The organism is Chryseobacterium vrystaatense, from assembly GCF_000737765.1.
In the GTDB taxonomy this organism is placed as follows: domain Bacteria; phylum Bacteroidota; class Bacteroidia; order Flavobacteriales; family Weeksellaceae; genus Chryseobacterium; species Chryseobacterium vrystaatense.
In genome coordinates this window covers 124,418-150,918 of sequence record NZ_JPRI01000002.1, presented here as the reverse complement: position 1 = coordinate 150,918, position 26,501 = coordinate 124,418, and the positions used below count along the sequence as shown (strand labels likewise).

The window sequence follows — 26,501 nt, the reverse complement described above, 5'->3', positions numbered from 1 at the left end:
TCTTTAAAAATTTAGAAATACTGTAGTATGAATAAAGATATCCAGGCATTTATCAATTCCTATAAAAATAAACCCTATAGAGATTTTTCCATTTCTGAATTGGTGACTAAGAGGGGGGACGTCTCATTTGATAAATTATTAAAAGAACACAACCACGAAATATGGAAAAAATGTAATTGTGGGAATGAAGAAGATCTTCGGCAGACTTGGCATTGTTCCTTGTGTGGGGCTGTCCTTTTTACTCCAAAACAAAAATAGTAATGAAAAAATATTTAGTGTACATCGGCAGCGTTTATGCTGCGAAAAATAAACTCGAAAAAAGCATTCAGGATTTATTAATCCCCAACGATAGGATGCTACTGGACAAAAAAGATATTCGATCTTTTAAAGAAAATATTATTGCTCAAATAATTTTTATCAATCAGGAAAATAGAAGATGCAATCCAAAGAATGTTTCCTGGTATGAAGACGGAACCAACCATAGGGATTTTGGTTTAACCGGTGTTGATTGCATATCATTTTACTTATATGAAATAAAAACTAAATACGAATTAGATAATGGCAATTGAAACTCACACAATAGAATATGATTTTGGAAGAGCTGAAGCTGTATTTCAAATCGACTCAGAAAAATTTACTCAGGAAACAGCAAACATAACTTTAGAATTTTACTCGTGGGATTATGATAAAAATAATGATCCTGTATTGGAAGTATTAAAGAAGTATGCCTTGGAATGTTTTCAGATTGCCACTATGGGCTCTTTTGATCCGGTGATTCAGTGCCAAAAAGCATTTGAAAATAAGGAAGGGTTTTTTAATATCTCTGGATCAGAAGGGATTTTGCTTTTATCAATCGAGCCTTTTGAATTTGATGAAGAACAATTAGTAATTAAATAATTGAAATCATGTCAAGTAAAAAACATCGTAAAAAACTAAAATTTAGATGGCAGTTTATAAGCGCTTTTAGGAATGGTGAAATAGCCGGACAAAGATTTATCAGCGCAATGGAAACTATAGAAGCATCAGCACGCTTTGCTATCTCTAAAATTCAAAAATTTAATACTGTATACCATGAATATAGACTCAATCAAATCAGAAACAGAAAAGCACTACAAATCAGAAGGTTTAGAGGTTCAATTTAGAGAAAAGGTTAATAATCTCAAATCTGATATTGTCCGGGATTTTAAAAAATGGAAAGACTTAAATCCACTTAAAAATTTTTCTGATTTTAAAAATGAATCAATCGAAGAAATGAAATCTGGAATGCAATTTCTAAATGAAATCCTATATGTAGGAATTTTTCTCAATGCACTGGATGCGATAGTTCCAGAACAAGATTTATAGATCAACTAATAACAAAGAGTTACGTATGTCATCATTTCCAATTAATCAGGGACAGATTTTTGAAGCCACAAACGGAGGCTGGGATTTAATCGAAAGATTTCTTCCGGAAGCTAATATAAATAAACACTTTAAAATCAGAAAGGAAGGTACTGAGAGTGCTAATGTTTCTAAAAAAGATGGTATTTATTTTGTGAAAGATTGGGGAGCTTCAGGGGATTTCTTTTCGCAATCAAAACACGGTATTCATATTTACTCGCATTATACCGGAAAAACTTATTTTGAATCTCTTCTTGCATTGGGTGAAGAACTTAACCTTATTGATAAGAATAAAAGCAGGGTAAAGAATATTACTAAATGTCAGTTTAGTGAATATGAGGGGGTAGAATTAAACGATGATGGATTTGCCTATAATATGAAAGAATTTTCCGATTATGAATTGGAAATTTTGGGACCGTTGGTGACACCTGAGGTTTGTAAAAAATATGGTTTGGTTTCGCTTGAATCTTATTCCTGGATTAAGAAAATTGAAAATACACAGATCGAACTTTGTGACGTATTTACTGTAACGAGTTCCGAAACTTACCCTATCATGGCTTTTGTGGTTTCAGAAGGTGGGGGTAAACCTAAGATTTCTTTGCATGGATCGAAAAAAGATGTAAAGGTAGAAGCAGCTAATCCGCTAAAAGAGTGGTTGAAAATTTATCAACCAAAATCAGCAGATAAAAAATATCGCTTTTCCTATTTAGGTAAGAAACCTAAGCAACACATTTTCGGTCTTAATATCCTAAAGGAAATGACTGAGAAAGAAGTAGATGTACGTGATGATCAAGGTCATATTGTAGGGACTGAGAAAGCAACAGATAAAATAAAAAGAGTTGTTATCTGCTCCGGAGACCGTGACTCCATAAATATGGCCTCTACAGGAAAAGCTGATGCTGTGGTATGGTTTAATTCAGAAACGGCAGATGTTACGGAGGCTCAGATTGGTTTGCTTTTTAAATACGCCTATGAGGTTATAAATGTTCCGGATCTTGATCCTACGGGTGTGGAAGCTGGAAAAAAGATTGCTCTTGAGCATATGGATGTTAAAACTGCTTGGCTGCCGGAAGAGATTACCAAAAGAAAAGATTTTCGTGGGAATGCCCTGAAGGACTTTACTGATTTTATGAAGATTAATAGCAGCTTCGACGATCCTCTTCAATTAGATTTAAAAAGAAAAGTTGAAAGGTTTTTAGAGTTGGCGAGACCAGGAAAATTTTGGACCAGTATTTACAACAAGGCTAGAAATACAACTGACTATAAAGTTAATTATAAAAATGCTTTTAATTTTTTAAAACTTAATGGATTCTACCGTATTAAGGATGAAAATCGAAAAGATGGATACTATTTTGTAAAACAGGATAAACACATTTTAAAGGAGGTTTCTGCTCAAGAGATTAAAGATTTCTTCAATAGTTTCTTGGATGGAAAACAACGAGAAAAAGGTTTGTCACTTTATCCTGATGACCTATTAAATATGTTGATTGGTTCTGAAGCCGTCTCTGACAAAAAGCTTGTGAATTTGGAGGTTAAGGATTTTGATTTTACAGATTATACAGCAAATAGTCAGTACTTCTTTTTTGATAATTTCATTTGGAAGATTACATCCGAAGGTATTGAAGAAATCACCAAAGGTTATAGTCGTTATGTGATGGAAAACGATATTTTAAATACCATTATTAAGAAGCAAAACCGTCACATACTTAATACTCGTGAAATTAAAATTGAAGATCCCTTCTTTAAGGCAAAAAAAGATGAAAATGGAAATTGGGATTTAACAATACTTAGAAAAGATTGCGATTTTCAAAACTACTTAATCAATGGTTCCCGTGTTTTTTGGAAAGAAGAAATTAAGAATCTTCCTCAATCCAAAATTGAAAATTATTTGAACGAAAATAATTTCATTCTGGATAATTATAAAACGGAAGGTTCCGAAACCGGTCTTGATGATGATCAAGTTTACGAACAGGAATTACACTATCTCAATAAATGCTGGTATTTTGGGTATAACCTGCACCGATATAAGGATCCTTCAAGGGCACTTTGCGGGTATGTGATGGATAATGAAGTGGTTGATGATTCAGAGTCTCACGGTAGAACCGGTAAATCACTGCTGTCAAATAAAGCTATAAGGCTTTTCATGAATTCTAAATATATGGGAGCTCGAAAAAAGGGATTGCTGGAAAGTGATTTTCTTTATGATGGAGTTACTGAGCAGACAGATTATATTTTATTTGATGATGCTGATAAGAAGTTTCCTTTTAGTCAACTATTCACTGATATTACAGGAGATCTGAATGTGAATCCAAAAAATCAAAATGCTTATTTAATTCCTTTTTATCAGTCTCCAAAAATTGGAATCACAACAAACTATGCTCCTATAGGTTTAGATTCGTCCACCACTGAAAGAATTTTGTTTGTGGCTTTTTCAGACTGGTATCATGGTGCTAAAGATGGTTTTGACAAACGAGAACCGAAAGATGATTTTAAAAATATGTTCTTCACTGAATGGGATGACAAGCAGTGGAACCTGTTTATCAATTTTGCCATGCAATGTCTTCAGTTCTACCTTTCTACAAACGAGAAAATAGGAGCACCACAAGGAAATATTAAAAAGAGAAATCTTATTTCTGAAATGGGAACTATATTCCTGGAGTGGGCTGAAGGTTACTTTATTGATGAAAAGCTTAATAATGAAGTCAATAAAAAAGAAGCGCACAAAAATTTAGTCGATTACAATGCTTCTGTGAAAAATATATCTGCAACATCATTTAAAAACAAACTGAAACAATTCTGTGAACTGAAAGGATACATTCTAAATCCTGCAGATAAATTAACCACCTCAGACGGTAGAATCATGCGAAGCTATAACGGAATATCTACAGAACATATATACTTAGCTGCTGTAGAAGGACCTTTTGGAGTTGGTGAAGCTCATAAAATAAAAGATAGTGACAGTGACAGTGATTACCCTTATTAAATAACGATATGGAAACAAAATTTGCACAATGGCCACCATTCAGATCCGATTTACGGAAGCAATTTGGATATCTGAGTTTTAATTGTACTCTAATCAATTTAGATGTCATTGGAATAAAGCTTCTTAGGACGGGGGATGTAGTGGTGATAACGTACAGGGGAGCCCGAAAAACAGGCTTTATTTATGAAGGTGGGCAGTTAACGGATCAGCAGGCTTTTAGGGCTTATACCGATGTGCCTATGGATTATAATGAGCTTGAGAGATACGAACGGGAATACGTCGGACGTATAGAAGTGTTGGCTCCTCCAAAAGATAATTATGTCTTCGTGAATGAGCAGGAAGTGGTGAAAAAATAGAACTTATTAATGTAAAAATGTAATACTGTAATGAAAAACAAATTTATAAATCTTGGATCTCTCGCAATAAGCCTTTTGTATGTTGATCTATTCTGCGGAGCCGGCGGAACGTCTACCGGTGTTGAAACCGCAAAGATCCATGGGGAGAAATGCGCAAAGGTCATTGCATGCGTAAATCATGATGCAAATGCAATAGCCTCACACGCTGAAAATCACCCTGAATCACTTCACTTCACAGAAGATATAAGAACATTGGAATTAGGCCCGCTGGTTGAATACGTAGGAGAAATGAAAAGGCAATATCCTTTTGCAAAGCTTGTGCTCTGGGCTTCTCTTGAATGTACAAACTTCAGTAAGGCAAAAGGCGGTCTTGCCCGCGATGCTGACAGTAGAACACTTGCAGAACACCTCGACCGATACATTGAAGCAATCAGTCCTGATTCTATTCAGATTGAAAATGTTGAAGAATTCATGAGCTGGGGGGATTTGGACGAAAAAGGGAAGCCAATAAGTAAAGACAAAGGAAGACTTTATACGATGTGGGTTGATCACATCAAGGGCTTTGGATATGCTTACGATTACCGTATTCTAAACTCCGCTGACTTCGGGGCACTAACAAGCCGTAAAAGATTTTTTGCACAATTTAATAGACCGGAATTTCCAATGGTTTGGCCTGAACCCACGCAATCAAAAAATCCAGTTACTGGAATGTTTGAAAGTTTGGAAAAGTGGAGACCGGTTAAAGAGGTGCTGGATTTCGATGATGAAGGTATTTCCATTTTCGGACGAAAAAAAGATCTTGTTGAAGCAACGCTTGAAAGGATCTATCACGGCCTTATTAAGTTTGTTGCTGGCGGAAAAGATAAATGGATTCTAAAATATAACTCAATCAATGGGAAAACCAGAAAGCATATCCCGCCAAGCATTGAAGATCCATGTCCAACTGTATCATGTCAGGGAAGATTAGGAGTTGTGAGTGCTAATTTTATAGCTCAATACAATTCTGGGAATCCGGAGCACCGAGTGAAAAGTGTTGAAGAATCCTGCAATGCAGTAACAACGAATAACCGATTTGCAAAGGTTGAATGCAATTTCCTTTCAAAATATTTTTCTGGAAAGCCAGAACATAAAAACATATCTGTTGAAGGTCCTGCTGGAACTATTAAAACAATAGATAGTCACGCGTTGGTGCAGCCACAATTTCTTTCAACTTATTACGGAAATGGTGGAATTCATTCCCCGGAAGATCCTTCTCCAACTGTAACAACGAAAGATCGTCTTGCTTTTATTCATCCTAAATATCTTGTTTCTTACAATTACAAGGATGAACCAAAAGACTTGGATCAGCCGTGCCCCACCGTTTTAACAAAAGATCGTTTTGCGCTGGTGGGAACATCTTTCATTGATCAGCAGTTTGGAAAAAGCAAACCATCTTCCGTTGAAACAGTTCTGGGAGCATTAACAGTAAATCCCAAATATGCAAAGGTTTCCGCTGAATGGATCATGAACACCAATTTTAAAAATGTCGGAAGTGCCGTGGAAGATCCCGCACCGACAATCACAGCAAACAGAAAATGGCATTACCTGATGGACGCTCAATATAGCAGAATCGGAAATGATCTGGACAAGCCGTGTTTCACCCTGATAGCAAGAATGGATAAAACACCGCCTTACCTGGTTGAAATTAGCCAAGAAGAACAAATGCAGCCTTTTATTCAAGTTGAAGGAAACGTCGTTGTTTATGAAATCTACGGAACTGATTCACCCATGTTGCAGAAGATCAAAGAATTCATGGCTCATTATGGATTGATGGATATCAAAATGCGTATGCTGAAGATTCAAGAACTAAAAGAAATCATGGGATTTCCGAAAGATTATGTACTGATTGGAACCCAAGCGGACCAGAAAAAATTCATCGGTAACGCGGTGGAAGTAACAATGGCAAGGAAAATTTGCGAGGCAACCGCAAAACGACTGTTTGAACATCGAAAAGTAGCATAATGAAAGATCAAAATAAACTCCCTCCGAAATATTCCGAAAAAATGATTTTAACTCTAACAAAAGACAGTAAAAGCATTGAGGATCTTACAAATCTTTGTGGTCTCTTAAAAGCTTTAGAGAAGCAAAAAGACATTATAATAACTCAGAAAATTCAAAGAGAAGTTAAGCTGCAGCAGCAGACGATTATTTACGGAGGAGATCTTCTCGGAGATAAAAAATCATGATATGGGAAAAGAATTTATTACCCGGATATTAGAGTCTTCCGGAAGAACCTCAAAGCAATTTGCTGATGAAATCGGAGTGAACACCAACACTATCCAAAAGTGGCTTTCCGGAGAAAACAGGCCCTCCCAAAACAATCAAATTGCTATAAGATCAAAATTCAAAAAAGAAATCGCAAAACTTTATAAATAAACAATATGAAAACAAAACCAATTTTATTTTCTACGGACATGGTTCAGGCTAATGTGAGTGGAGCAAAAACCATGACCAGAAGAGTTATTAATGAAATGCATTTTGGCTTTTTAGAACACGCTTTCCATCATAAAAAAAATATTACTGATTGGATTATAAGAACATCAAAATATCAACCTGGGGATGTTGTATGGGTTAGAGAAACCTTTGCCAAAACCCCTTTAGGATTTATCTATAAAGCAAATGTTTGTTCTTTAGAACATGATAAACCAAAAGGAGGTTGGAAGCCTTCCATTCATATGCCAAAAGAGGCAGCCAGAACATTCTTGAAAGTTGGAAATGTTCGCTGTGAGAGATTGCAAGATATATCTGAGGCCGATGCAATAGCTGAAGGTTGTTCACTGGATGGACCATTCGGAGAATATAAAGGCGCTCCGCATCCAAATAAAAAGATATTCGTTCATAGAGCCTATAGAAAAGCCTCCAGAGCTTTCCAGTCTATTTGGGAGCATATCAATGGGGTTGATTCTTGGAGAGAAAATCCATGGGTATGGGTTTATGAATATGAAATAATTGAAAAACCAGAAAACTTTCTTCAATGAAATATTCGGAAAAAACAATACTAGTATGTGTGGTGATTCTAATCGCAATATTTATAATTCAAAAGATTTTCCTATGAATGAAACCATTATAAAAACGAAGCTTTCTCCCAAATTACCCTTCAAAGCTGACCTTATAGACGAACTGGAAGTCTTTAATAATTCCACCCAAAACTTTACAAAATGTGAACATTGGGGCTGGAATGAAGAAGGAGAAAACGGACAGCCATATTATGATTTTGGAATAATAGGAGATTTTGATTTTGATATTTATAAAGATAGTGTTCGGTTTTACTATGGAGATTCTCCGCCTTATGGAGTCTTCAAATGGGAAGATACTGAGATAACTTTTCTGCCAAGGGGTTCCTGTCGCCCAGAAGGGTTTTTAGATTTTGGATATTTTGATCTCGAACATACCTACAAAGAGGTCCCCAAAACATTAGAAGATTTTCTCCTTCTTATTATTGATTTTCACCACCGAATAAAAATTCACAAAGAATACTTACAACAAAGAAAAACAAATACTTTTTAATTATGGAAGATTTTGAAGAAATGGAAATGCCAACACCTTGCATTCATTGCGGGGAACTATTTGATTTAAACGATGGATATGGGTCCCAGAAATGGTATCCGAATACAACATTTTGCGTGAACTGCTACGAGCTTGAAAAAGGAGAAATTAAAATGGATGAAGAGATCGAGGAAATGAAGGAAGAATTATCCGAAGCCATTGATACTGTAAGAAGATTAGGAGGTCGCCTGAAAAAAACAAAAGTAGGTATTGATCCGGAAACTGATCTGGAAACATTAATTATTAAAGCTGAAAAGTGGGATGGATTGAATACCAGGATTGAAAACATTTACGATCTAAGTCCTGAAGGTTCTAAAGAAGACCAGGGAGATCTGTATGAGATCGGTGTAGCTGCAGCTCGTGCATTTGGACATTTATAATAAAAAATCAATCATTGTAATTAAGATGGAAAATACATTAGAAAACAGATTAAAATTTTATGCTCAACATTTAGGGCAAAATATGATTATTGATTCAGATTCTTTCAGGACTGAAAATGGAAATGATATCATTCACACGACTTTAGTTTCTGTTAGTTTAAAAGGGATTGAGTGCAGTGGATGGATTCCAGAGGTCGAACATACAGCCTTAGAACTAAAGCCTCTTTCAATGATAAGTGATGAAGACAAAATTATAATTGACAACATAGAAGGAGTTGGAGATGAAGAAAATCCAGAAGGATCCTTCAATTATGGGGAAGAATATTGGCGTTGTCATTATATAAATGGGTCTTTTATTAGATTTCCTCTTTTGGAAACGTATCAATACTTACAAAGTAAAGGCTATGCAGTACCATTCATGGGACTTTCAGTTGAAAAGCAAATAGAGTATGGCTGGATCAAGCAAGCAAGTCATTAAAAATCATTAAATATTTTAAAATAAACAAATTATGAGCGACAATAAACCACTATCATTTTACGGTCAAATAGATTATACCGAACTAAGAGATGCTTTGAAAACCGGCAAAGTAAAAGCCACCTGGGTTGATTTTAAGAACAAAGGGAAGCGTTTAATGGTTGACATCAATGTCTGGGTAAAAGAAGAGGCTGATCAGTATCAGCACAACGCCTCAATTCAGGTTCAGAACAAAGAAGAATTCCAAAGTGAAAACAAGGCATTCATTGGTAATCTTAAATATAAAAAGCCAAAAGCTGTAGAAGCTTCTCCAGAATCCGTTTCGAATGAAGTAGGCAGTGATGAAGAAGACGATCTTCCGTATTAATTTAAGTTGTCTGAGAATCCTCCCGGTGATATCTATATCACCGGGATTTTTTTTGCTCGATTTTCAGGGGTTTAATTTACATTTCCAAAATTCTTGCTAAAAGAAAGGGGCGGGGCAAGCTTCCAACCATCCCCATACCCCACCATAAAATTTATTTATTTTTGTAATATTGTAATTAAGAACCAAAAACCCCGAATTGTAAGGGCTTACAGTATATTTTATTTTTTGTAATACTTAATTAGTAATTACAAAATAATTGTAATAAAAAAGAGTATTACAAAACTCTTACAAATCCTCTTTCGTGGTATTACAAGCTTTATTAAAATACAAATAACTGATAATCATTTAGTTATTACATGATTACAGACTTACAAAAAAAACATCGATTTATTGTTTTGTTTCCATTTCGAAAACAAATTGTTTACTTTACATGAAAATGTAGTATATTTACTTTAGAATTTTGAAACACAGTGAATTACTTACGTAAATTTAAATTTAGGTTTATCATAAAAGCAGAATTGGTTTCTGCTCTGGATGAGGGATCTTTTCTTATTAATCCTTCGGATGGTTTTACAGACGAAACTATTCCAGTGGAGTACAATGATATTTACTTTACCATAACCTCAATTTCGCTATCTCAAGACTCTAAAGGTGCGAATGCTGGGCCTTATTATGTTGCTAAATTTGATTTTACATTTCCTTACTATTTAGGATGTGAAGAATTTTTGGAAAGATTTAAGTACATATCTGAGGTCAGGTTTACTCTTAATACTGGAGAGGTGGTCCGGTTAAACAAAAATGATATTGCATTGAATAAGCCTATGGAGGCTGAAATTCAAACGAGTCTTATGACTGTTGGTTATTCTATATCCGTATCACGGCTTTTACCATTCAAACTGAAAAATGAATAGCAATATTATTCCATTAACACTCCGACCTCACCTTGTATTTTTCCTTATTAAAGAACTTAAAGGGACAGAGAAAACTTTTGCTGGGTTTAAGTGTAAAACATTTGATCTTTCCAAAGATTCCCTTATTGGAAGATTTATTATTGAAAGATTGGATAAAATTGATTACCCAGTAAGGAATGTTGAAAAATTTAATTTTTTTCTGGAAATTAAAAATACAACTCGTCGCAGATGGATAGCTCAAGGAAAGTTTTTTAAAGTAGAGAATTTATGCAAAAGCTTTGTGTTTTTACCAGACCAATTTAAGGAAGAGGTAAACGATCTTATTGAACAACAGTTTAGGACTGTATTTTATAGCTACGTTATTGCTTATAAGGATGATGAAGAGAATATTTCAAAAGCAATTTTGAAATTTATTGATAAATATGATCTTTTTGAGTGTGGGTTTTCGCAAATGCAACTCCGTAAGTTATATTACCGGATGAAAGATGGAGGTGGTGTATGTGCTCAGCTTCAAGGAAGGTTATCTCGAAACTAATTTTTTTCATATAGTTTTTATTTGTGTGTTAAACCGCCATTAGGCGGTTTTTTTGTGCGTCACAATAAAATGTCAGCTGAAGTTGAAAATTTGTGTAAACTATTTAAAGAATGAGATTCAATATTCTGCAGAAAGTGAGAACAGGATCAGCCCCTCTTAGAAGGAGATTTGCTTATTTGGCCTCGGTGAACGATATCAAAAAATTCCCTGTAGCGGATCATCGGGGAATTGCTCTTATCGATGATATCATTATGAAAGAGAATACTGGTATGATCCAGATCTATCTTACAACATCCAGTCAGGAATATTCTTACGAAACAATCGGCGATCCAGACTCTAAAAATTTCAAAGTGAAATTTAATGGAACTCATCCAGGCACCGAGCAGGAGGCGTTGGAATTCTCAAAAAATTATCTGGAGGAAGGATTTGTTGTACTTATTCCCTCCTGCGATAAAGGTGTAAAGGTTCTGGGGTCACCAGATGCTCCACTGGTTTTCACTTCTTCACATAAAAGTGAAAAGGCAGGAGAAAAATTCAATTTTGTTTTCGAACAGGAAATAGGTTCTGATACAGTTTATCAACTCTATATAGGGTTAATTACATTAAATAATAACATAGAAGTAGATATGGGAGATTTTTTAGATCAATTAAAAGACTATATGAAATTAGATGGCTCTAATTTGACTGAAGCTCAGAAGGCCAATCTAAGGAACATTTTAGGTAGCGATGGTAAAAATTTAGGAAATGCTGATTTATCACTTAGTGATAATCGTAATTTTAATTTGAAAAGTTATTTTCTCAATTTTTTTAATAATCTTGGCTTGGCAAAGGTTGGTATAAATAAGAATAACCCGACAGAATCTTTGGATGTTATTGGGAATATCCGATCAGATTCTTTTATATTGAATGATTCTCCATCTGATACTAAAAAAGGAAGTGTTTTCAGAATTGGAAATGACATTTTTATTAAAACAGACAAAGGCAATGAAAAATTGGTGAAGTCTGGGGATTATGTTTTAGATGATCATGGAACAATTAGCCCGGATACATTACCTCCATCTACAGGTTGGAGAAAAGGCTGGTATACACCCAAGATAGCTTCTGCTTTTCCGGGAACAAATTATCCTAATTGCGGGAACCTTAAGGCTGATTCTGCTAATTTTACTAGATTTTACTTTAATGGCTCATCATGGGAACCGGTAGACAGATTACTTATGGCTCAAGCTAAAAAGATTTTTGACCCAACTAATAATAGCGAATCATCAACGATGATGGCTGCGGCTGATCGTTATGACTTCCTTCTTGACGAAAAAAATAGATTTACGGAAACTGCTTTTAATAGTACAGGTCAAAAACTGGCGAATAATCCTATAATCAGCAAGGACCTGTCCACAACTGTATTCAGTAATTATGTGCCAGCAAACACCGGCAATTCGATCGGCACTTGGGTTATTCAGACGCCTGTAGTAGTAACAAAATTGCGTGTTTTAGTTAGTAATGCAGGAACAGGAACTTTTTTAGCCCGAAGATCAGGCGCTATGATTACTATTGTGCAGAATGTGCCTTTGGTGGCTGGGTGGAATGATGTTTCTGTATCGTTTTCTGCGCTTGTTGGTGACGTTATATGCTACAGCACCGGGACTAGTTCATCAGCTTTAGCTTATGTGGAAGGCGGAGATGGTTTATATTACTCCTCCAATGGTACAATAGCGCAGGTGGGGAATATTGGGTTAGAAGTTTGGAAGTCTGGTGAAGTTATTAAGGTAAAGTCCTTCGCTGAAGTCATAGTTAAGAAAGAAGAACCTTTAATCTATGAAGCACGTAGAATAGATAAGATTACCAATAATGCAAAGCTTAGACAGGCTGATCCAGGTGTGGTTTCTTTTTTTCCTGACATCAATAAACCAGATGTTTTCGGCAATAACACCGTTTCAAAAATGGGACTTAACTGGGCGGGAAATTTCAAAACTTTCGACGCAAAATACATATGGTCTTTCGCGTTTAGCGTAAAAATGCCTGCGGCAAAATACCCCACAGGTAAAACCATATGCACCATTAATTATGGCGTCTTTACTGTGACTTTAGCAGCGGGTAGTGTAGGCTTTGCTTTTGCAGGCAACTCGATCGCCTACGATTATGAGGGCAAGACAATAAACGTAGTGATCACAGCAGATGCATTTTTTATCCGAGCAATTATAGATAACCGCGAAATGGGCGTTCATAACGTAAACAGAAAAATGACGTCATTTAATTTTACGCTTAACCAGGATAACGGGCAGGTGGTAAAATCAGCAGCGTTTTGGAATCGTAAAATATCACTTGACAGGGTGGCGCAATGGACGGCAAACAATAACCCTTACGGAATGCCATCGCCCGAAGACAAACTTTTTCCGCAAGAGGGTTACCCAGTGGGTGACAATTTTCTAGTTAATAATGCGCATGGTTTTGATGTGATGGGAGAGCAGAACGTAATAAAGTTTAAAGACCAATACTACCTATATTTTACCGTTGGTATATCCGATCCGAATATTTTCATAGAGTCAGGAATTGGCCTTGCAATATCCAGCAGAGTCGACGGCGGATACATGATGTATACAGATGACTGCGTCATAGGCGGGAAACGAAATAAAGCCGGGGTAACCGTAGCAACGTCGTCATGGGCAGGTGTTAAAGACGGTGCAGTTTATATCATTGCCGCTGCTGATTACACACAACTAGGCGCCGGTGGGTATATATTCAAATCTATGGACGGAAAAAATTTCACAAAAGTAGCCGACTTCCCGCCGATAGTACCAACTATGGCCAACGTTGGTTTTTGGCCCGAAAAACACTCTGACGGATATTATTATGGAATCATAGAAGGCCGCCCTGCCGGTAATCCCATGTGGGAAATGTGGTTAGTTAGGTCCACAAGCTGGGAAACAGGATGGACTAATGTCCAAAAACTATCCTCGTTACAGGTCGCTGCGGGTAGGACTTATGGTGGTCTTAAAATAATGAGGTCTTCAAATAATGATCGTTGGATGGTTGTATACCATGCAGCTACCGGGGTAGCGGGTAATTTGCCTTCATCGATTATATACGCGGAATGTTTCGATATTGGGGCACCTGTTAATTGGGTCAATAAAAAACTAGTTTTAGACGTGATAGACGAGTTGGAGTCCCAAAATGCGTATGCGGTAGATCAGGTCGCAACGCCTCATATAATTGAGACAGAAGGAAAAACATATATGTCTTTTGTTATAGCGCAAAACCTACCTACACTTCATTGCCAGATTAGATTTGCGCAATTTGACGGAAACAAAGAGGAATTATTTGGACTTGTGTAAAATGAAAGAATTTATAATTAGAAATCTCATAAAATGAAATGGCGAATCCAAACATAAATCAAATAGGACGATTTCAGCAGCTCATTGTTAAGAATCCAATTGCTTTTGTTGCAGCTGTATTCTTCCTGATGTTTTGGACAACCTATTTTATTAACATGAGCAAAAGCAGTGATGCAGAGCAATATTGGAAAGAATTATATGAAAAGGAAAGGGCAGAGAAAGACAAATTGAAAGATGAACTTTTAATGAAAGCTGGGTTTATACAACAGGAAACAATAAAACAAGCCGACAGCACTCTGAGGGAGCAAACTCAAGAGCAGGCAAAACAAATCTTAAATCAAGCGAAATGAAAAATAAAGCATTTATAGCGATTTTGATTTTGGCGCTTATCCTATTAATTTCAAATCTATTCACAGGATGGTTTAGTTTGGATAGGAAGGATAGGATAGATAAAGAATCAAAGGAAGATAGAGATAGTATAGCACTATATACATGGATGAACAAAGTTGATAGTACTTTACATGGTAATTTTCGGCAAAAAGAAGGTGAAATAATTAAGAACTATGTGTCAAAAAATTATGTAACCTATGTTCAGGATACACTTGCCCCGGCTCTTAATATAGCAACCGAAAAGATTGATGAGTTGACAAGAGCAAAGTTTGTACTTGAAGGGCAATTAAAAGCCAGTAAGATCCAGCGGGAGAAGGACCGGATTTATTATGAAAATAAATACCTTCAGATAGTTTCAAATACAGCAGATAGTACCGTTGATTATAAGTATAATGCAATCGTTGATATTGTAAAGTATCAGGACCGGAAATGGCTCCTGGGAAAAGAAAACACTTACATCGATATATCCTCACCAGATAAGAATATGAAAATAAATGGAGTGGAGCATTTCAAAAAACGAATTGACGTCAAGCCTAAGCGGTTCGGGCTCGGAATTCAAGCCGGATATTATTATGTTCCTGCAGCGAATCAGTTTTATCCGGTCTTCGGGCTTGGGGTTTCTTACAATTTGGTCCGACTATGACAGAAGTAACATTCTATCTAACACTATATCTAATGGGAGCCGGGACTGGTTTCTGTTTTAAAATACTAATCGACGAAATAATTAAAAAATGAAAGCACTAACTGAACAAGATTATATAAATGCTGCAGAAGAGTTAGGCTGCGAAGTAGCAGCGATAAAAGCGGTTGCTGAAGTTGAGAGTCGGGGATCGGGATTTCTTCCATCCGGAGAACCGAAGATCCTATTTGAGCGTCACAGATTCTACAAGTACACAAATGGCAAGTATGCTGTTTCACATCCTGATCTTTGTAATAAAGCACCCGGAGGTTACGGCAAAGAATCTGATCAACATCTTAAGCTTCAAAGAGCATCTGAATTAAACAGAGAAGCAGCTTTGATGTCATGTTCCTGGGGGAGGTTCCAGGTGATGGGGGATAACTGGCAAAAACTCGGTTACAAAACTCTGCAGGAATTCATCAATAAAATGTATGAGTCAGAAGCTGGCCATCTGGATGCATTTGTCAGATATATTAAAGCTTTCGGTCTTCAGGGCCACCTCCGGAATAAAAATTGGGCAGCCTTCGCGAAGGGCTACAACGGTCCCGGATATAAAGCGAATAACTATGATGTGAAAATGCAAGCTGCTTATAATAAGTTTTCAAAATAAAAGCCTCAATTAAGAGGCTTTTATTTTGAATTAACACCCTTTTGTATCGGGGTTCTCTGTGCATTTAGTCAATCGATGATCGGCTTTATCTAAGTCAATTTTATATTTCTTGTTTAATTCAGCCAACTTTCCATTAAGCATTGCTTTGATACTTCCGCCTTTAAATACAATTTTACCGGTCTTTTTTGCCATTTTCTTAATTATTTAATATCAATTTACGAAATAAAATAACGTAATAAAAGTAAATCAGCAAAAATGTTGCATCCCATTTATGACTAATAAACGTGTTCAAACACGCCCTTCAATCCTGTAAAAATTAAAAATGATATAAAAAGTATCAGTTTAAATTTTGTAAATGTTTCAATTTGTATCAATTTTGATGCATGGAAATTACGGGAGTTGTAGTTAAATTAACTGATGAGTTTCTGAGAATACAGACAGTTAAGAAAAAGCAGGAAATTGATGTGTTTTTTTCTGAGCAGAAGAAAAGGGCGATGGAATATCGATATCAACCTCATATGATTACAAGAATAGAGGTTGAACCGCAATCAGTTGAACTTAATGGAAACAAGATTGCTAAATTGTGGTTAAAGTACGTGAATTGGCCAAAGCTTCCAGAAATAGAAGATAGGTTTAAATAGAGTGCGACAAGGGCAGAGGAAATTATGAGGGTTTTATACAAAAAAGAGGCATGATCAAAAAAAAGCGTAAGTAAAGAAAAGTCTTTTTTTTAAAAAAAACCGTGCAAATATTTGCACGGATAATTATTTAGTTGTAGATTTACAAAGTCAAAATAATTTGACAACAATTTAACACCGAACCCCAATGAGAAAATAGAGGGATTAAAAAAATGGCAAAGAGTGCAGAAGTCCAAGGAGATTTTGACGAGTACAGATCGTTTAAAGTGGAAAGAATTGTAGGTCATGGAAACTCAAAAAAGGGACCTGTTTACTACATAACAGTTTCAAACAGGATTACAGGTTCAGTATTTCGTCTTAATGGAATGAGTAGGTCTGAATTAGACAAGTTGTATGAATGCATTGCAGAGCTTGATAATCAGGCTGGTAAATAAAAAGGCCCCTCGTAAGAGGGGCTTTTTAACAAAAAATGTGGAAATATATTCTTATTATTTTCAAAAGCTTTTTCTTTGTTATATTAATGTTAAAATTAAAAATGGAAAAATTTACGTTTTTTGATCAGAATAAAAGTATAATCCTACATAATCTTGTTCCTAAAATCAAGATCCGAATTATTGAATTTGATTCGAAAAATGAACATTTACGGGATGAATTGGAATTTGAGATAATAATAAAAGAGAAACTGTTTTACTTTGTTCTTGATGATGTAAATTTTAACATTGAAGACTATAAACCTGAATACATAATTAGTATTTTGAAACGTGCTGGAAAATGGTACAAGTCAAGAATTATCCTCGGGCAAATTGATCTTAAATAATATTTACTATGAATACACACGAAAAAACAATAAAGATTATAACTGAACTTGGAATGCAGGCAAAAAAAATTGCAGAAATATTATCAGTAAGTTTATCAGCATCATACAAAAAGATGAAAATGGAAAATGATAATAAGTTTACAGATTCAGATTTCGAAGCGATAAAAAAACACATTTTGAAAGTTTCAAAAACTTTAAGGTAGAAGTTAAGATATAGTTTTTTAAAGGCATCCGGTTTACGGATGCCTTTTTTATGCGTCACAACTTTTTTTTCCTTCCTCCTACATCTTTGCGGTATAAATATTACCATGAATACAAATACACTTGCTTTCGAGATTTTACGCGGTAAATGGTTGATGAATTGGGCGTCAATTGCTGAATATGAAAAATTGGGAAACCGAATTTTGCAAGGGGAAATAATTGGGCAGTCTGTTGATAGAAATGCTTTCAATGCTATGTATGAGGGAGGGAATGTTGGAGGAGGACCTATAGCTGGTGTTGAAGAAGAAGAAAAGAAAATAGGATATATTCAGATGACGGGACCTATGTTGGCATATGGAGATTATTGTAGCTATGGTGCCAATGATTATTTACTTGCTTTAAGAAAGTTGAATAGTAATGACAAGGTATCGGCAATTGTTTTGGATATCGATGGTCCAGGGGGAGCCGTTTCTGCGATTAATGCCTTTAAAGAATTCAAGAGCGAAAAGAAAAAACCAATTGTTGCTTTGTGTAATGATTGCTACTCACTCCATTATTGGATTGCCGCCATTCTAGCTGATCATGTGATGGCGAAAGGAAATATTTCTTCTGGATTTGGCTCAATCGGGGTTACGGCCATTTTTGTTGATGCCAGAGAAGCAATGAAAAAAGAGGGGTATAGCATTATGATTATCAATGCACCTGGTTCTGACTTTAAAAACCAGGCTATGCAGGACTTCTACGCAGGGAAGGATAAGGAATTTATTGAAAGACTAAAGGCAGAGCAAAAGCCTATCAGGGATATTTTTGTAGCAGATGTAAAAGAAGCCTTTCCTGACATTGCATCAGATGACAGAATATTCAAGGCTGACAATTTCAATGCAGAAGATGCTTTAAAATTCAAAATGATTCACAGTATTGGAAATGAGAAAAAGGCTTTTGATCTCGCAAAAGCATTGGGAGAAATAAATAATAACTAAAATAAATTTTAATAACGATGAAAAAACCGATCTATTCGGCTGTAGTGGCTTATGTCCTTTCAGCTTTGGATTTGAAAGAGTTACCAACGGGAGACGATGGTAAACTTGCGTTAAATGCTGCTCAGGATGCGGAGTTAAAAAAAGAGTTTCCTGGTGATCAGTATGAGAGTGTAATGAAGAATGTAAACAGTCATCTTGCGTTGGTTGCTGCAGCTAAAAAGGAGGACGATGCCACAAAAGTAGCTGAAAAGCAAAACGTGTTGGATATCCTTGCTGGGAAAACGACTGGAGATCCTGTAACGGAAGAGTCTCCGACTGATTCTCCCTCCGAATCTCCCAAAAATTCTTCAGAAGATTTAAGAAAATTAGTAGCTGAACAGCAGGCTACTATTGAAAAACTTAAAGGAGAACCTGAAAATGAATTATCAGTAAAAAGTATTATGAATAAAGCTTTAGTAGGAACCGCATTGGCCCTTTCGCTTTCCTCAGCGACTCATTTGTTTGGAAGTATGCCTGAAGCTTCTGCAAAATTATTTTCTTTCGAAGGAAGAAATTGGAATGCTAAAGCGGCTGGGTTAAAAACAGCAGGTAAAACTGATTTTACAGATGTTTCAACTATTACGAGGTTAAATGAAGATCTTAAAGAATATCAGGTTCAGAATCCGGGTTTCATCAGAGATCTGTATATTGAAAAATATGGTTTACCGGAATTCTGGGAGAAAAGGTTTGGCGTAGTAGATCAGATTCAGGATGCTGTGATGGATATTTCTAACGTGACTCAAGCAAGAAAGCCTGATTGGATTCCTGGGTTTGAAATATTCTTAGCTGCAGAAAAAAGAAGAATATACAGAATTCAGATTGATATGGAATTCACCGGGTACCAGCTACAGGAGCTGGAGACTTCTTGGTTAGCTTCTATATATAAGATGGATGGATCTTCTCCGTACAAGTACACCTTTGTAGCTTTCCTTCTTAAAAAAATCAGTGACAAGGCGAGACTGGAAGATCGTGAAGGAGCTATTAAAGGGATTTTTGTACCTACGCCTGCCGGTATCAAGACAAAAGGGCATTATTTAAATGCCCAGTCAGGAGTTCTACATCAGTTGTTTTCTTTCGTTAATATTAAGAAAACTGTAGCTCAGTATATTTCTCCATTGGGGAAATTTATCAATGCTAATGCATATGAGTATGTCAAAGGTATGGTTGAAAGCCTACCGTTAGCGGTAAGGAATGCAACTGGGCGAAGAATTTATATGTCACCATCTAATATCGTAAAAGTAAAAGATAATTATAAGTTTATCAACTCCCAAAATAATGACTACAGCGGAAATGATATCAACTACATTGACGGATACCCGAATTTGCCTTTCTATGGGATGGTAGATCTGGAAGGGACTGACCTGATCTTTATTACTGCAGATGATAATGTAGAAATCTTGGAATACCTGCCTGAAGAAAAAGAGAAGTACAGATTTGAATATTTAAAAAGAGATACATTTTTCCACGCTGATTACCGTTTCGGTTGTGCATTTGTTTTTTCGGGTTTTGAATTACCGAATGCTGAATTTAAAGGGCTTGCTCAATTCATCTGGGTTAACGATGCTCCGATATTTAATGATACTGTCTCAATTCCTCTTTTTGGCAGCGTAATGTCTTCTCCAATCGAGATCAATTATAACAAAATTCACGTTCATCCGGAACTTATTTCTGATGTAGTTAAGCTAACGGGAATGCCGGCCGGAACTGTTGTTAAAATTGTAGGAAATCAGCAGATGTCAACATCTTCTGTAATTAAGAAGAAAACGGGAGGTAACGGAGGTAATCTGGATCTTACTACTGATTTTAATCCTAAAACAACATATTCAATAACAATGGTTGTTCAGGCTGATGGTAATTATAAAGAAGTTGCTAGAAATAGTGATTTCCCTGGTATCGTTTCTGCCGTGAAAACATTCAATGATTTAGCCTTGGATCTTTCTGATGGACCTCGTCAAAAGTACGAAGGTACTTCTCCGGGTACATTGGAAGATATCGTGGGAGGAAATGAAGGAGCAGAACTGACAATCTACGGATCAGAAAATGCATTAACGGTTTCTGCAACTGAAAAAATTGTGGTTCAATCAAATGCTGTTCTTGATTCTGATACTAAATTTATCAAATTGAGAAAATTTGAAGGCGTTTGGTTTGAAACATCGAGAGGATAATAATTAAAGGCTTCCCAGGAAGCCTTTTTATAAAAATCATAAAGTGGCAGTAAAAGTTTTAAATAAAAATCGTGTTGGCGTAGGGGGCCCAGGGAAAAAGTCAAAATTTGCATATGCATATTTGGCTGATGATATTCATTATTTTCCTCCGGCAGACTCTACAGAAGTTAACTTAATTGGAGATGTGGTTTTGAAGCCGGGAGCTGTCGTTGTTAAGCTTTATGTTACTGTCCCATCTCAGGAGTATTCGTATGAATCAGTCGGTGAAAAAGATAACAGAGCCTTTAAAGTGAAATTTATAGGTACTCATCCAGGCACTGAGATTGAAGCCTTGGAATTCGCTAAGAAAAATCAGGATTTAGATTTTATAATAGTTATTCCGGAAGGAATTAATACTAATAAATCTAAGCTTTTAGGGACTCCAAATTGTCCGCTTACTTTCAGATCTTCGCATAAAAGCGGGAAGGATGGGAGTAAATTTGAATTTACCTTTGAGCAGGAAGTGCCTTCTGAGGATGTTTATTTACATTACAGCGGGGCCTTGAATGCAGAAGGAAATATAAAATACTGGAATCCAGCTATGGGGAATCTTCCTCCGGAAGGACTCTATAATATTACTTCGGGATCTGATCTAATGTTTACAGATGGAAGCGTTTCAGATTTTTCGACACCTGGAAAAAAAATCACTCTCATAGGTTCAGATAATGCTATGGGGGGATTTATGACTTTAATTACAGGAACAAAAATAATTCTCCGGGAAAATAGGCCATGGAAGTCCATAAAAGGGAGCAGTATTGTTTTGGAATCATTTGTAACCAGTGATTTTCAAACGAAATTAATTGAGATTTTAAGAACTTAAAATTATTAATCATGTCATATACTTTAAAAAAATTAATAAAGCCTTCAGCTGGTGCTGGAGCTCCGACAACAGGAAATAGATTCGCTTTTTTACTACCTGTTGACAATGCGGTATCGTTTCCTGATACCGATGCTAACAATGTGATGTTAAACGGTCAGCCTGTTTATAAAGAAGGAACAGCATTGGTTCCTATTTACATCACAAATTCTTCACAGGAATATTCCTATGAATCTCAGGGAGATCAGGATGCAAGAAGCCATAAAGTTAAATTTATTGGCACCCATCCAGGTACAGAACGTGAAGCTTTAGAATTTGCACAGAACAACTTGGATAAAGAATTTATTATTTTTATTCCTGGGTGTCAAAGTACAGATAATGTTAAGGTTCTCGGGAGACCTTGTGCGCCATTGATCTTTAAGTCAAACCATAAGAGTGGTAAAGATGGAAGTAAATTCGAATTTACTTTCGAGCAGGAAATCGGAAGTAAATATATTTACTTCTTATACAATGGTCCTTTAGTTACTCAGGATATGGTATATACTGAGGTAGATTTTACTACTGCTCTTACCGGCCTTTCGGTGGTTCAAAAAGTAAAAAACACAGTAGCAGCACAGGCTCTAAAGATTACTTCATTAGAGGGTAATCAGCAGAATCAGGTGACATTTATTGGTCAGGAAAAAGATGCAGCTAAGGCGGGGACTATATCTGAAGATCTGGCTGGATTAAAAGTGATGATCATCACAAAGGATGGTTTACAATGGAAAGCCATTGAAGGCTCTACAATCACATTTGAAGTATATAGTACTGCCAGTAAAATTGTTCTTATCGAAAGATGGCGAACATAAAAACTAAAGATCATATTAAAAAAATGCGTCACAACTTTTTAGTGTGGCGCATTTTATTTTCGCCATATGGATAAGCATAAAAAGACAATGACTCCCTTAAGAGCTTTGGAAGTTATGAGAGAAATGACGCGGCAAGGTGTGCCATTCAATATTAAGTATCTGTCTCATAGTGAAACTGAAAAAATATCCGGGGGTTTTAAAACTGAAGAAAGCATTTTTCTCATGCAGGGCTACCGCAGGAATCAAAGCAAAAAACATGATGTTTTAGTAAGTTTTGTGCGTCTTACAGGTGATAGGCGTCAATTTTATTATCCATTGCTTACTGAATTTAATGGAATAAAAATCAAACCATGAGTGAACAAATAATGGAGGTAGAAAAACATGGGAGAAATGCAGTTGTTTCGAATCCTATGGCCTGTTTTTCATACCAGGTAGAAGAAACTGCGCCTGACTCTCCAAGGAATGGGATGGCAGATTATTTTACATGGTCCCAGTCTTTCACTTTTGCGGATGGATTGGAACTCCTGCCTTATGGTAGATTTAATGATATGCCACAGTTGCTGAGAGATACCATCTACCGGAATCCCAATATTCCTGGCGTAATGGAAAAAAAGCAACAGCTGCTTTGGGGGCAAGGTCCTCATTTATATAAAACAGTATATATTGACGGAAAACCACAAAGAGAATGGGTGCGTGATACGGAAGTACAGGAATGGTTGGAGAGTTGGGGGCACCTCACTTATCTGGAGAAAACAATTCAGGACTTCAACTTCATGCAGGGTAGTTTTTCTAAAATGGTTAATGCAAAATCCATCCGAGTTGGGGTAAATTGGGTTCATTCGATTGAACATATTAACCCATTGTGGGCCAGATTAGCGAGGAAAAGCGGTGCTTCTGAGGCTACTCATGCACTTGTTTCTGACGCCTGGTCAGCTTTCCAGCCAAAATCTTATAAAGATTATCCACTTTTTGATTCTAGAAATCCGGGAAAAAGTCCGATATCAGTTTATTATTCAAAGCTGTACTCTTTTGCTACTGATTTCTATGCAATTCCTACAATATTGGGTGCCTTGGAATGGATCAATAGGGCTACGGCTGTACCTCTAATTTTGAAAGCCCTGGCTAAGAATTCTATTAATGCAAAATATCATGTCACATCCCCAGCTATATTTTGGGACAAAAAAAGGGAAGATCTTCAGGAAGAATGTAAAGCTAAGGATATTGATTACGAAGAAAGTATGCTTGATGAGTATGAGGAAATTCTTTTTAAAAGTATTATAAAAACTTTGGCCAGTGATGAAAATGCTGGAAAGATATGGCATACCAAGACATTAGTTTCTCCAGATGGAAGTAATTTAATTGAACTTGGATGGACTATCACTCCAATTGATCAGAATATAAAAGACTTTGTGGAAACACAGATAAAAATAGCAGATAAGGCGGATAGTGCAGTTTCTGCAGCTGTCGGAATTCATAAATCCTTAGGAGGCATTACTGATGCTGGAAAATCAGACAGCGGATCTGAACAATTGTATGCATATACCATGTTTAAGCTTATAGGTGTAAAAATGCCTGAAATGGTTGTTACCAGGGCTGTAAATGAAGCTTTAAAAATAAACTATCCTAAAAAAGGACTTCAGCTTGGTTTTTTCCATGAGGAAGCTCAGCGCCAGGAAGATCAGAGTTCAAAAGACAGAGTGAAAAATAAACCAGTATAATGAAAATAAAGCTTTTATTTAATAAAGAGAATCCTGATTCTTCCGAAGTTTTGGATGTTTTGGGGATAAATGATGCTGATATTGATATTAATCATATCTGGCAAAAACTGAGAACAGCTACAAAGAAAATTATTAAATTGATTGGAACCGATAATTATAATAAAGCTTTGGAATTATATGATGCTGAAGAATTTGATGATGAATATATATCTATAGTTAGGTATGCAGTAGCGCTGGATGCTTTCCGGCATTATGCTCCTCTTACGGATCTCGCTTTTACTTCTCAGGGTAGAAGTTTTAGAAATGATGATCATAATAGGGTGCCTTGGGAATGGCAGATAGATAAATCTGATGCAGCTCTGGAGAAATCTTATTATTCGATAGTCAATGAAATTTTTGATTATATCATTAGTGATGGAGACTTACAGCAGTCAGAATATATGGTTCAGTTTTCAGGTCTTTTCGTACCTAATATTGAAGAGTTTCAGAAGTATGTGCATATCAATGATTCTTACCTCCTTTATTATAAATTAGCGCCATCTATGAGGTTATTTGAGCAAAAGGAGATTCTGACACGGACCGGAAATAAATTTTCTGAATTTAAAGGAAATAAAGACTCTTACATCTACGGGCTAATACAAAACAGTTGTGTTCACTTTGCTATGAAAGACGGGTTGAAAAAATTATCAGTTCAGTTATTCCCGGAAGGTGCGATGAAAGCAGAAAAGAAAAATAAAAAGGCAGCAACCGGTTACGATATAGAATCAACAGTAAATTATTATGAAACAGAGTTAAAATCTCTTTTGCTCTCCCTTGAAAATGAAGTTAAAAAAGCAAAGGGAATTGTTGTTGAAAGAAGGCGTATCAATTTTGATGAGAACGATGGTTATGTTTCAATGTGAATAAAATAGATTATGCATATAATTGAAGTTTTAGAACTAAATAAAAGATTCTTTATCCCTGAGAATATGGGAGAATGTGATCGCCGGCAATATCTCGACATGTCGAAACTGGTTCTGAATTACCAGATGGCAGAAATAGATCTCAATCAGTTCAGAGCATTGGGATTCTATTCTCTCATGAATATGAAGTATGAAAAAAGTGACTTTGAACAGGCGGAGATTGAAAAAATGCAAAATGTATATATGTGTGCAGAACTGCTGAATTCTTTTTTTATTGTAGATGAAAAAAGCCGGATGCATCTAATCCAGGAGTATACACATAATCCAATAAAAAATGTAAAGTACAGAGCACTAACTTTCATCGGACCTAAAGATCAGTTTCAGGGAATGACCTATGGAGAAATGGAAGACGGGTTGGGTGAACTGAATAATTATAGTGCCACTGGTGAAATGGAGAGTCTTATTAAGCTCTTTGCTATTTTCTATAAAAGACCAGGTGAAAGGTATTCCAAAATTAATATGGAAAAACGGATTGAGTTTTTCAAATTCCTCGATGTACGATATATCTATGGCTTTTATCTGCTATTCGTCTCTTTTTTTAACTACCTGACAAAACAATGTCAGCTTTTGGTTGATGGGAAAGAAATAGATATTACTTTAATCTTTAGTCAAAAACAGGATATCGGAGATAACTCAGGATCAGATGAACCTGAAGCTTTAGGTCTTCGGTCAACATCGTTTCAGTTAGCAGAAAGTGGAGTATTTGGGACTTTAGACGAGCTAAGGGAAAGTGATGCTTTTGAGGTTTTGATTCGGATGTACGACCTTGTAGTCCGTAGTATGAGGGAGCAAAAACAGCTTGATGCAATGAAAAATAAAAATAGTACTGGAAATGATTGAACCAAATACACTTAGAGAAATAGTAGCAGAAATGAGGACGGATCTTCCGGAGGTAAAATCTGTGAAATTTGTAGTTGATGATGATGAGCTTGCAGCAGAGTTGAAAGATCATTCCGTAACTGATAATATGATCTTAGTGGTTGTATTGCCATCATTTAACGGTTTTGGGAAAGAAGATGAAAGTGGGATGAGAAGTTTTCTGCAGTTTTTTCTGATGGAAAAAGTAGATACCAAAACATTTAAAACACAGGATCAATACATTGATTTATTTCAAAGAATTCTAGTTGTTGTTAAAAAATTTTTGAGAAAATTATTTTCGTCTGATGACGAAAACAGAAACTGTCTGGCCATGACTCTTGATTATTCTTCATTGAAAGTAAATGCGCTGACAAAGAAGTCACAATGTAATGGCTGGATGATCGAGGTCGACGAAGAAAAACATGAAGACTTTTAACGT

Annotated in this window: 33 protein-coding genes; 32 read left to right on the top strand and 1 reads right to left on the bottom strand. The window is 36.0% G+C overall.

Annotated elements, in window-relative coordinates; all coding sequences use genetic code 11:
• Positions 1 to 260: 260 nt before the first annotated feature.
• The 19 genes from IW16_RS06115 (at position 261) to IW16_RS06025 (ending at position 15,980) form a co-directional block, all read left to right on the top strand.
• Positions 261 to 569, top strand: a complete 309-nt coding sequence (locus IW16_RS06115) for a hypothetical protein (RefSeq protein WP_034741047.1) — start codon at positions 261 to 263, stop codon at positions 567 to 569.
• Positions 559 to 897 carry a DUF2528 family protein gene (locus IW16_RS06110; RefSeq protein ID WP_034741044.1) on the top strand — a complete coding sequence of 113 codons (339 nt, stop codon included), beginning with the start codon at positions 559 to 561 and terminating at the stop codon, positions 895 to 897. Before IW16_RS06115 ends, IW16_RS06110 begins: the two co-directional genes overlap by 11 nt.
• A gap of 174 nt (positions 898 to 1,071) precedes the next feature.
• Positions 1,072 to 1,344, top strand: coding sequence for a hypothetical protein (locus tag IW16_RS06105; RefSeq protein ID WP_034741041.1), 273 nt, complete (start codon positions 1,072 to 1,074; stop codon positions 1,342 to 1,344).
• Positions 1,345 to 1,369: 25 nt separating this feature from the next.
• A complete protein-coding gene (locus tag IW16_RS06100) occupies positions 1,370 to 4,363 on the top strand; it encodes a hypothetical protein (protein ID WP_034741038.1) in 2,994 nt (997 codons plus the stop codon).
• Positions 4,364 to 4,503: 140 nt separating this feature from the next.
• Positions 4,504 to 4,719, top strand: a complete 216-nt coding sequence (locus IW16_RS26435) for a hypothetical protein (protein WP_165571968.1) — start codon at positions 4,504 to 4,506, stop codon at positions 4,717 to 4,719.
• Positions 4,720 to 4,749: 30 nt separating this feature from the next.
• A complete protein-coding gene (locus IW16_RS06090; RefSeq protein WP_034741033.1) occupies positions 4,750 to 6,720 on the top strand; it encodes a DNA cytosine methyltransferase in 1,971 nt (656 codons plus the stop codon).
• Positions 6,720 to 6,944 carry a hypothetical protein gene (locus tag IW16_RS06085; protein WP_034741031.1) on the top strand — a complete coding sequence of 75 codons (225 nt, stop codon included), beginning with the start codon at positions 6,720 to 6,722 and terminating at the stop codon, positions 6,942 to 6,944. The genes IW16_RS06090 and IW16_RS06085 overlap by 1 nt, the downstream gene beginning before the upstream one ends.
• Position 6,945: 1 nt before the next feature.
• Positions 6,946 to 7,134 carry a helix-turn-helix domain-containing protein gene (locus tag IW16_RS06080; protein WP_034741028.1) on the top strand — a complete coding sequence of 63 codons (189 nt, stop codon included), beginning with the start codon at positions 6,946 to 6,948 and terminating at the stop codon, positions 7,132 to 7,134.
• 5 nt (positions 7,135 to 7,139) lie between these two features.
• Complete coding sequence (locus IW16_RS06075) at positions 7,140 to 7,736, top strand: hypothetical protein (RefSeq protein ID WP_051889972.1); 597 nt, start codon at positions 7,140 to 7,142, stop codon at positions 7,734 to 7,736.
• A gap of 73 nt (positions 7,737 to 7,809) precedes the next feature.
• The gene (locus IW16_RS06070) at positions 7,810 to 8,265 is read left to right on the top strand and encodes a hypothetical protein (protein ID WP_131327849.1); all 456 of its coding nucleotides are present in this window, start codon (positions 7,810 to 7,812) and stop codon (positions 8,263 to 8,265) included.
• Positions 8,266 to 8,267: 2 nt separating this feature from the next.
• Positions 8,268 to 8,684 carry a hypothetical protein gene (locus IW16_RS06065; RefSeq protein ID WP_034741022.1) on the top strand — a complete coding sequence of 139 codons (417 nt, stop codon included), beginning with the start codon at positions 8,268 to 8,270 and terminating at the stop codon, positions 8,682 to 8,684.
• A 25-nt stretch (positions 8,685 to 8,709) separates the two neighbouring features.
• Entirely contained in the window at positions 8,710 to 9,162 is a 453-nt protein-coding gene (locus IW16_RS06060) for a hypothetical protein (RefSeq protein ID WP_131327848.1), read from the top strand.
• Positions 9,163 to 9,193: 31 nt separating this feature from the next.
• The gene (locus IW16_RS06055) at positions 9,194 to 9,526 is read left to right on the top strand and encodes a hypothetical protein (RefSeq protein WP_034741016.1); all 333 of its coding nucleotides are present in this window, start codon (positions 9,194 to 9,196) and stop codon (positions 9,524 to 9,526) included.
• Positions 9,527 to 9,996: 470 nt separating this feature from the next.
• A complete protein-coding gene (locus IW16_RS06050) occupies positions 9,997 to 10,437 on the top strand; it encodes a hypothetical protein (RefSeq protein ID WP_131327847.1) in 441 nt (146 codons plus the stop codon).
• Positions 10,430 to 10,972, top strand: a complete 543-nt coding sequence (locus tag IW16_RS06045; protein WP_034741010.1) for a hypothetical protein — start codon at positions 10,430 to 10,432, stop codon at positions 10,970 to 10,972. The genes IW16_RS06050 and IW16_RS06045 overlap by 8 nt, the downstream gene beginning before the upstream one ends.
• Positions 10,973 to 11,082: 110 nt before the next feature.
• Complete coding sequence (locus IW16_RS06040) at positions 11,083 to 14,301, top strand: hypothetical protein (protein ID WP_034741007.1); 3,219 nt, start codon at positions 11,083 to 11,085, stop codon at positions 14,299 to 14,301.
• A 38-nt stretch (positions 14,302 to 14,339) separates the two neighbouring features.
• Positions 14,340 to 14,651 carry a hypothetical protein gene (locus tag IW16_RS06035; RefSeq protein WP_034741004.1) on the top strand — a complete coding sequence of 104 codons (312 nt, stop codon included), beginning with the start codon at positions 14,340 to 14,342 and terminating at the stop codon, positions 14,649 to 14,651.
• Positions 14,648 to 15,334 (top strand): DUF6808 domain-containing protein, encoded by a 687-nt coding sequence (locus IW16_RS06030; RefSeq protein WP_034741001.1) that lies wholly within the window; start codon positions 14,648 to 14,650, stop codon positions 15,332 to 15,334. The genes IW16_RS06035 and IW16_RS06030 overlap by 4 nt, the downstream gene beginning before the upstream one ends.
• Before the next feature lie 88 nt (positions 15,335 to 15,422).
• On the top strand, positions 15,423 to 15,980 hold the full coding sequence (locus IW16_RS06025; RefSeq protein WP_034740998.1) for an N-acetylmuramidase family protein: 558 nt from the start codon (positions 15,423 to 15,425) through the stop codon (positions 15,978 to 15,980).
• A 30-nt stretch (positions 15,981 to 16,010) separates the two neighbouring features.
• Here IW16_RS06025 and IW16_RS26565 read toward each other — a convergent pair whose 3' ends face one another.
• Complete coding sequence (locus IW16_RS26565) at positions 16,011 to 16,172, bottom strand: hypothetical protein (RefSeq protein WP_165571967.1); 162 nt, start codon at positions 16,170 to 16,172, stop codon at positions 16,011 to 16,013.
• A 191-nt stretch (positions 16,173 to 16,363) separates the two neighbouring features.
• Here IW16_RS26565 and IW16_RS06020 point away from each other — a divergent pair, with 191 nt between their 5' ends.
• The 13 genes from IW16_RS06020 (at position 16,364) to IW16_RS05960 (ending at position 26,498) form a co-directional block, all read left to right on the top strand.
• Positions 16,364 to 16,621: a hypothetical protein gene (locus IW16_RS06020; protein ID WP_034740995.1), complete on the top strand. Its 258-nt coding sequence runs from the start codon at positions 16,364 to 16,366 to the stop codon at positions 16,619 to 16,621.
• Between the two features lie 209 nt (positions 16,622 to 16,830).
• Positions 16,831 to 17,052 (top strand): hypothetical protein, encoded by a 222-nt coding sequence (locus tag IW16_RS06015; protein WP_034740992.1) that lies wholly within the window; start codon positions 16,831 to 16,833, stop codon positions 17,050 to 17,052.
• Between the two features lie 101 nt (positions 17,053 to 17,153).
• Entirely contained in the window at positions 17,154 to 17,435 is a 282-nt protein-coding gene (locus tag IW16_RS06010) for a hypothetical protein (RefSeq protein WP_131327846.1), read from the top strand.
• Between the two features lie 8 nt (positions 17,436 to 17,443).
• A complete protein-coding gene (locus IW16_RS26050; protein ID WP_084694505.1) occupies positions 17,444 to 17,638 on the top strand; it encodes a hypothetical protein in 195 nt (64 codons plus the stop codon).
• 105 nt (positions 17,639 to 17,743) lie between these two features.
• Positions 17,744 to 18,616, top strand: coding sequence for a S49 family peptidase (locus tag IW16_RS25615; protein ID WP_051889971.1), 873 nt, complete (start codon positions 17,744 to 17,746; stop codon positions 18,614 to 18,616).
• Positions 18,617 to 18,633: 17 nt separating this feature from the next.
• Positions 18,634 to 20,820 carry a hypothetical protein gene (locus IW16_RS05995; protein ID WP_034740984.1) on the top strand — a complete coding sequence of 729 codons (2,187 nt, stop codon included), beginning with the start codon at positions 18,634 to 18,636 and terminating at the stop codon, positions 20,818 to 20,820.
• A 43-nt stretch (positions 20,821 to 20,863) separates the two neighbouring features.
• Positions 20,864 to 21,679, top strand: coding sequence for a hypothetical protein (locus IW16_RS05990; RefSeq protein ID WP_034740982.1), 816 nt, complete (start codon positions 20,864 to 20,866; stop codon positions 21,677 to 21,679).
• 11 nt (positions 21,680 to 21,690) lie between these two features.
• A complete protein-coding gene (locus IW16_RS05985; protein ID WP_034740979.1) occupies positions 21,691 to 22,524 on the top strand; it encodes a DUF1398 domain-containing protein in 834 nt (277 codons plus the stop codon).
• Positions 22,525 to 22,590: 66 nt separating this feature from the next.
• Positions 22,591 to 22,878 (top strand): hypothetical protein, encoded by a 288-nt coding sequence (locus IW16_RS05980; protein ID WP_084694503.1) that lies wholly within the window; start codon positions 22,591 to 22,593, stop codon positions 22,876 to 22,878.
• On the top strand, positions 22,875 to 24,242 hold the full coding sequence (locus tag IW16_RS05975) for a hypothetical protein (protein WP_034740976.1): 1,368 nt from the start codon (positions 22,875 to 22,877) through the stop codon (positions 24,240 to 24,242). The genes IW16_RS05980 and IW16_RS05975 overlap by 4 nt, the downstream gene beginning before the upstream one ends.
• Positions 24,242 to 25,144 (top strand): DUF6712 family protein, encoded by a 903-nt coding sequence (locus IW16_RS05970; protein WP_034740972.1) that lies wholly within the window; start codon positions 24,242 to 24,244, stop codon positions 25,142 to 25,144. Before IW16_RS05975 ends, IW16_RS05970 begins: the two co-directional genes overlap by 1 nt.
• 12 nt (positions 25,145 to 25,156) lie before the next feature.
• Positions 25,157 to 26,044, top strand: a complete 888-nt coding sequence (locus tag IW16_RS05965; protein WP_131327845.1) for a hypothetical protein — start codon at positions 25,157 to 25,159, stop codon at positions 26,042 to 26,044.
• Positions 26,037 to 26,498: a hypothetical protein gene (locus IW16_RS05960; protein WP_034740966.1), complete on the top strand. Its 462-nt coding sequence runs from the start codon at positions 26,037 to 26,039 to the stop codon at positions 26,496 to 26,498. Before IW16_RS05965 ends, IW16_RS05960 begins: the two co-directional genes overlap by 8 nt.
• Positions 26,499 to 26,501 lie beyond the last annotated feature (3 nt).

Coding starts and splice junctions, on each gene's coding strand:
- IW16_RS06115 (WP_034741047.1), top strand. CDS start 261: ATGAAAAAATATTTAGTGTACATCGGCAGCGTTTATGCTGCGAAAAAT.
- IW16_RS06110 (WP_034741044.1), top strand. CDS start 559: ATGGCAATTGAAACTCACACAATAGAATATGATTTTGGAAGAGCTGAA.
- IW16_RS06105 (WP_034741041.1), top strand. CDS start 1,072: ATGAATATAGACTCAATCAAATCAGAAACAGAAAAGCACTACAAATCA.
- IW16_RS06100 (WP_034741038.1), top strand. CDS start 1,370: ATGTCATCATTTCCAATTAATCAGGGACAGATTTTTGAAGCCACAAAC.
- IW16_RS06090 (WP_034741033.1), top strand. CDS start 4,750: ATGAAAAACAAATTTATAAATCTTGGATCTCTCGCAATAAGCCTTTTG.
- IW16_RS06085 (WP_034741031.1), top strand. CDS start 6,720: ATGAAAGATCAAAATAAACTCCCTCCGAAATATTCCGAAAAAATGATT.
- IW16_RS06080 (WP_034741028.1), top strand. CDS start 6,946: ATGGGAAAAGAATTTATTACCCGGATATTAGAGTCTTCCGGAAGAACC.
- IW16_RS06075 (WP_051889972.1), top strand. CDS start 7,140: ATGAAAACAAAACCAATTTTATTTTCTACGGACATGGTTCAGGCTAAT.
- IW16_RS06070 (WP_131327849.1), top strand. CDS start 7,810: ATGAATGAAACCATTATAAAAACGAAGCTTTCTCCCAAATTACCCTTC.
- IW16_RS06065 (WP_034741022.1), top strand. CDS start 8,268: ATGGAAGATTTTGAAGAAATGGAAATGCCAACACCTTGCATTCATTGC.
- IW16_RS06060 (WP_131327848.1), top strand. CDS start 8,710: ATGGAAAATACATTAGAAAACAGATTAAAATTTTATGCTCAACATTTA.
- IW16_RS06055 (WP_034741016.1), top strand. CDS start 9,194: ATGAGCGACAATAAACCACTATCATTTTACGGTCAAATAGATTATACC.
- IW16_RS06045 (WP_034741010.1), top strand. CDS start 10,430: ATGAATAGCAATATTATTCCATTAACACTCCGACCTCACCTTGTATTT.
- IW16_RS06040 (WP_034741007.1), top strand. CDS start 11,083: ATGAGATTCAATATTCTGCAGAAAGTGAGAACAGGATCAGCCCCTCTT.
- IW16_RS06035 (WP_034741004.1), top strand. CDS start 14,340: ATGGCGAATCCAAACATAAATCAAATAGGACGATTTCAGCAGCTCATT.
- IW16_RS06030 (WP_034741001.1), top strand. CDS start 14,648: ATGAAAAATAAAGCATTTATAGCGATTTTGATTTTGGCGCTTATCCTA.
- IW16_RS06025 (WP_034740998.1), top strand. CDS start 15,423: ATGAAAGCACTAACTGAACAAGATTATATAAATGCTGCAGAAGAGTTA.
- IW16_RS26565 (WP_165571967.1), bottom strand. CDS start 16,172: ATGGCAAAAAAGACCGGTAAAATTGTATTTAAAGGCGGAAGTATCAAA.
- IW16_RS06020 (WP_034740995.1), top strand. CDS start 16,364: ATGGAAATTACGGGAGTTGTAGTTAAATTAACTGATGAGTTTCTGAGA.
- IW16_RS06015 (WP_034740992.1), top strand. CDS start 16,831: ATGGCAAAGAGTGCAGAAGTCCAAGGAGATTTTGACGAGTACAGATCG.
- IW16_RS06010 (WP_131327846.1), top strand. CDS start 17,154: ATGGAAAAATTTACGTTTTTTGATCAGAATAAAAGTATAATCCTACAT.
- IW16_RS26050 (WP_084694505.1), top strand. CDS start 17,444: ATGAATACACACGAAAAAACAATAAAGATTATAACTGAACTTGGAATG.
- IW16_RS25615 (WP_051889971.1), top strand. CDS start 17,744: ATGAATACAAATACACTTGCTTTCGAGATTTTACGCGGTAAATGGTTG.
- IW16_RS05995 (WP_034740984.1), top strand. CDS start 18,634: ATGAAAAAACCGATCTATTCGGCTGTAGTGGCTTATGTCCTTTCAGCT.
- IW16_RS05985 (WP_034740979.1), top strand. CDS start 21,691: ATGTCATATACTTTAAAAAAATTAATAAAGCCTTCAGCTGGTGCTGGA.
- IW16_RS05980 (WP_084694503.1), top strand. CDS start 22,591: ATGGATAAGCATAAAAAGACAATGACTCCCTTAAGAGCTTTGGAAGTT.
- IW16_RS05975 (WP_034740976.1), top strand. CDS start 22,875: ATGAGTGAACAAATAATGGAGGTAGAAAAACATGGGAGAAATGCAGTT.
- IW16_RS05970 (WP_034740972.1), top strand. CDS start 24,242: ATGAAAATAAAGCTTTTATTTAATAAAGAGAATCCTGATTCTTCCGAA.
- IW16_RS05965 (WP_131327845.1), top strand. CDS start 25,157: ATGCATATAATTGAAGTTTTAGAACTAAATAAAAGATTCTTTATCCCT.
- IW16_RS05960 (WP_034740966.1), top strand. CDS start 26,037: ATGATTGAACCAAATACACTTAGAGAAATAGTAGCAGAAATGAGGACG.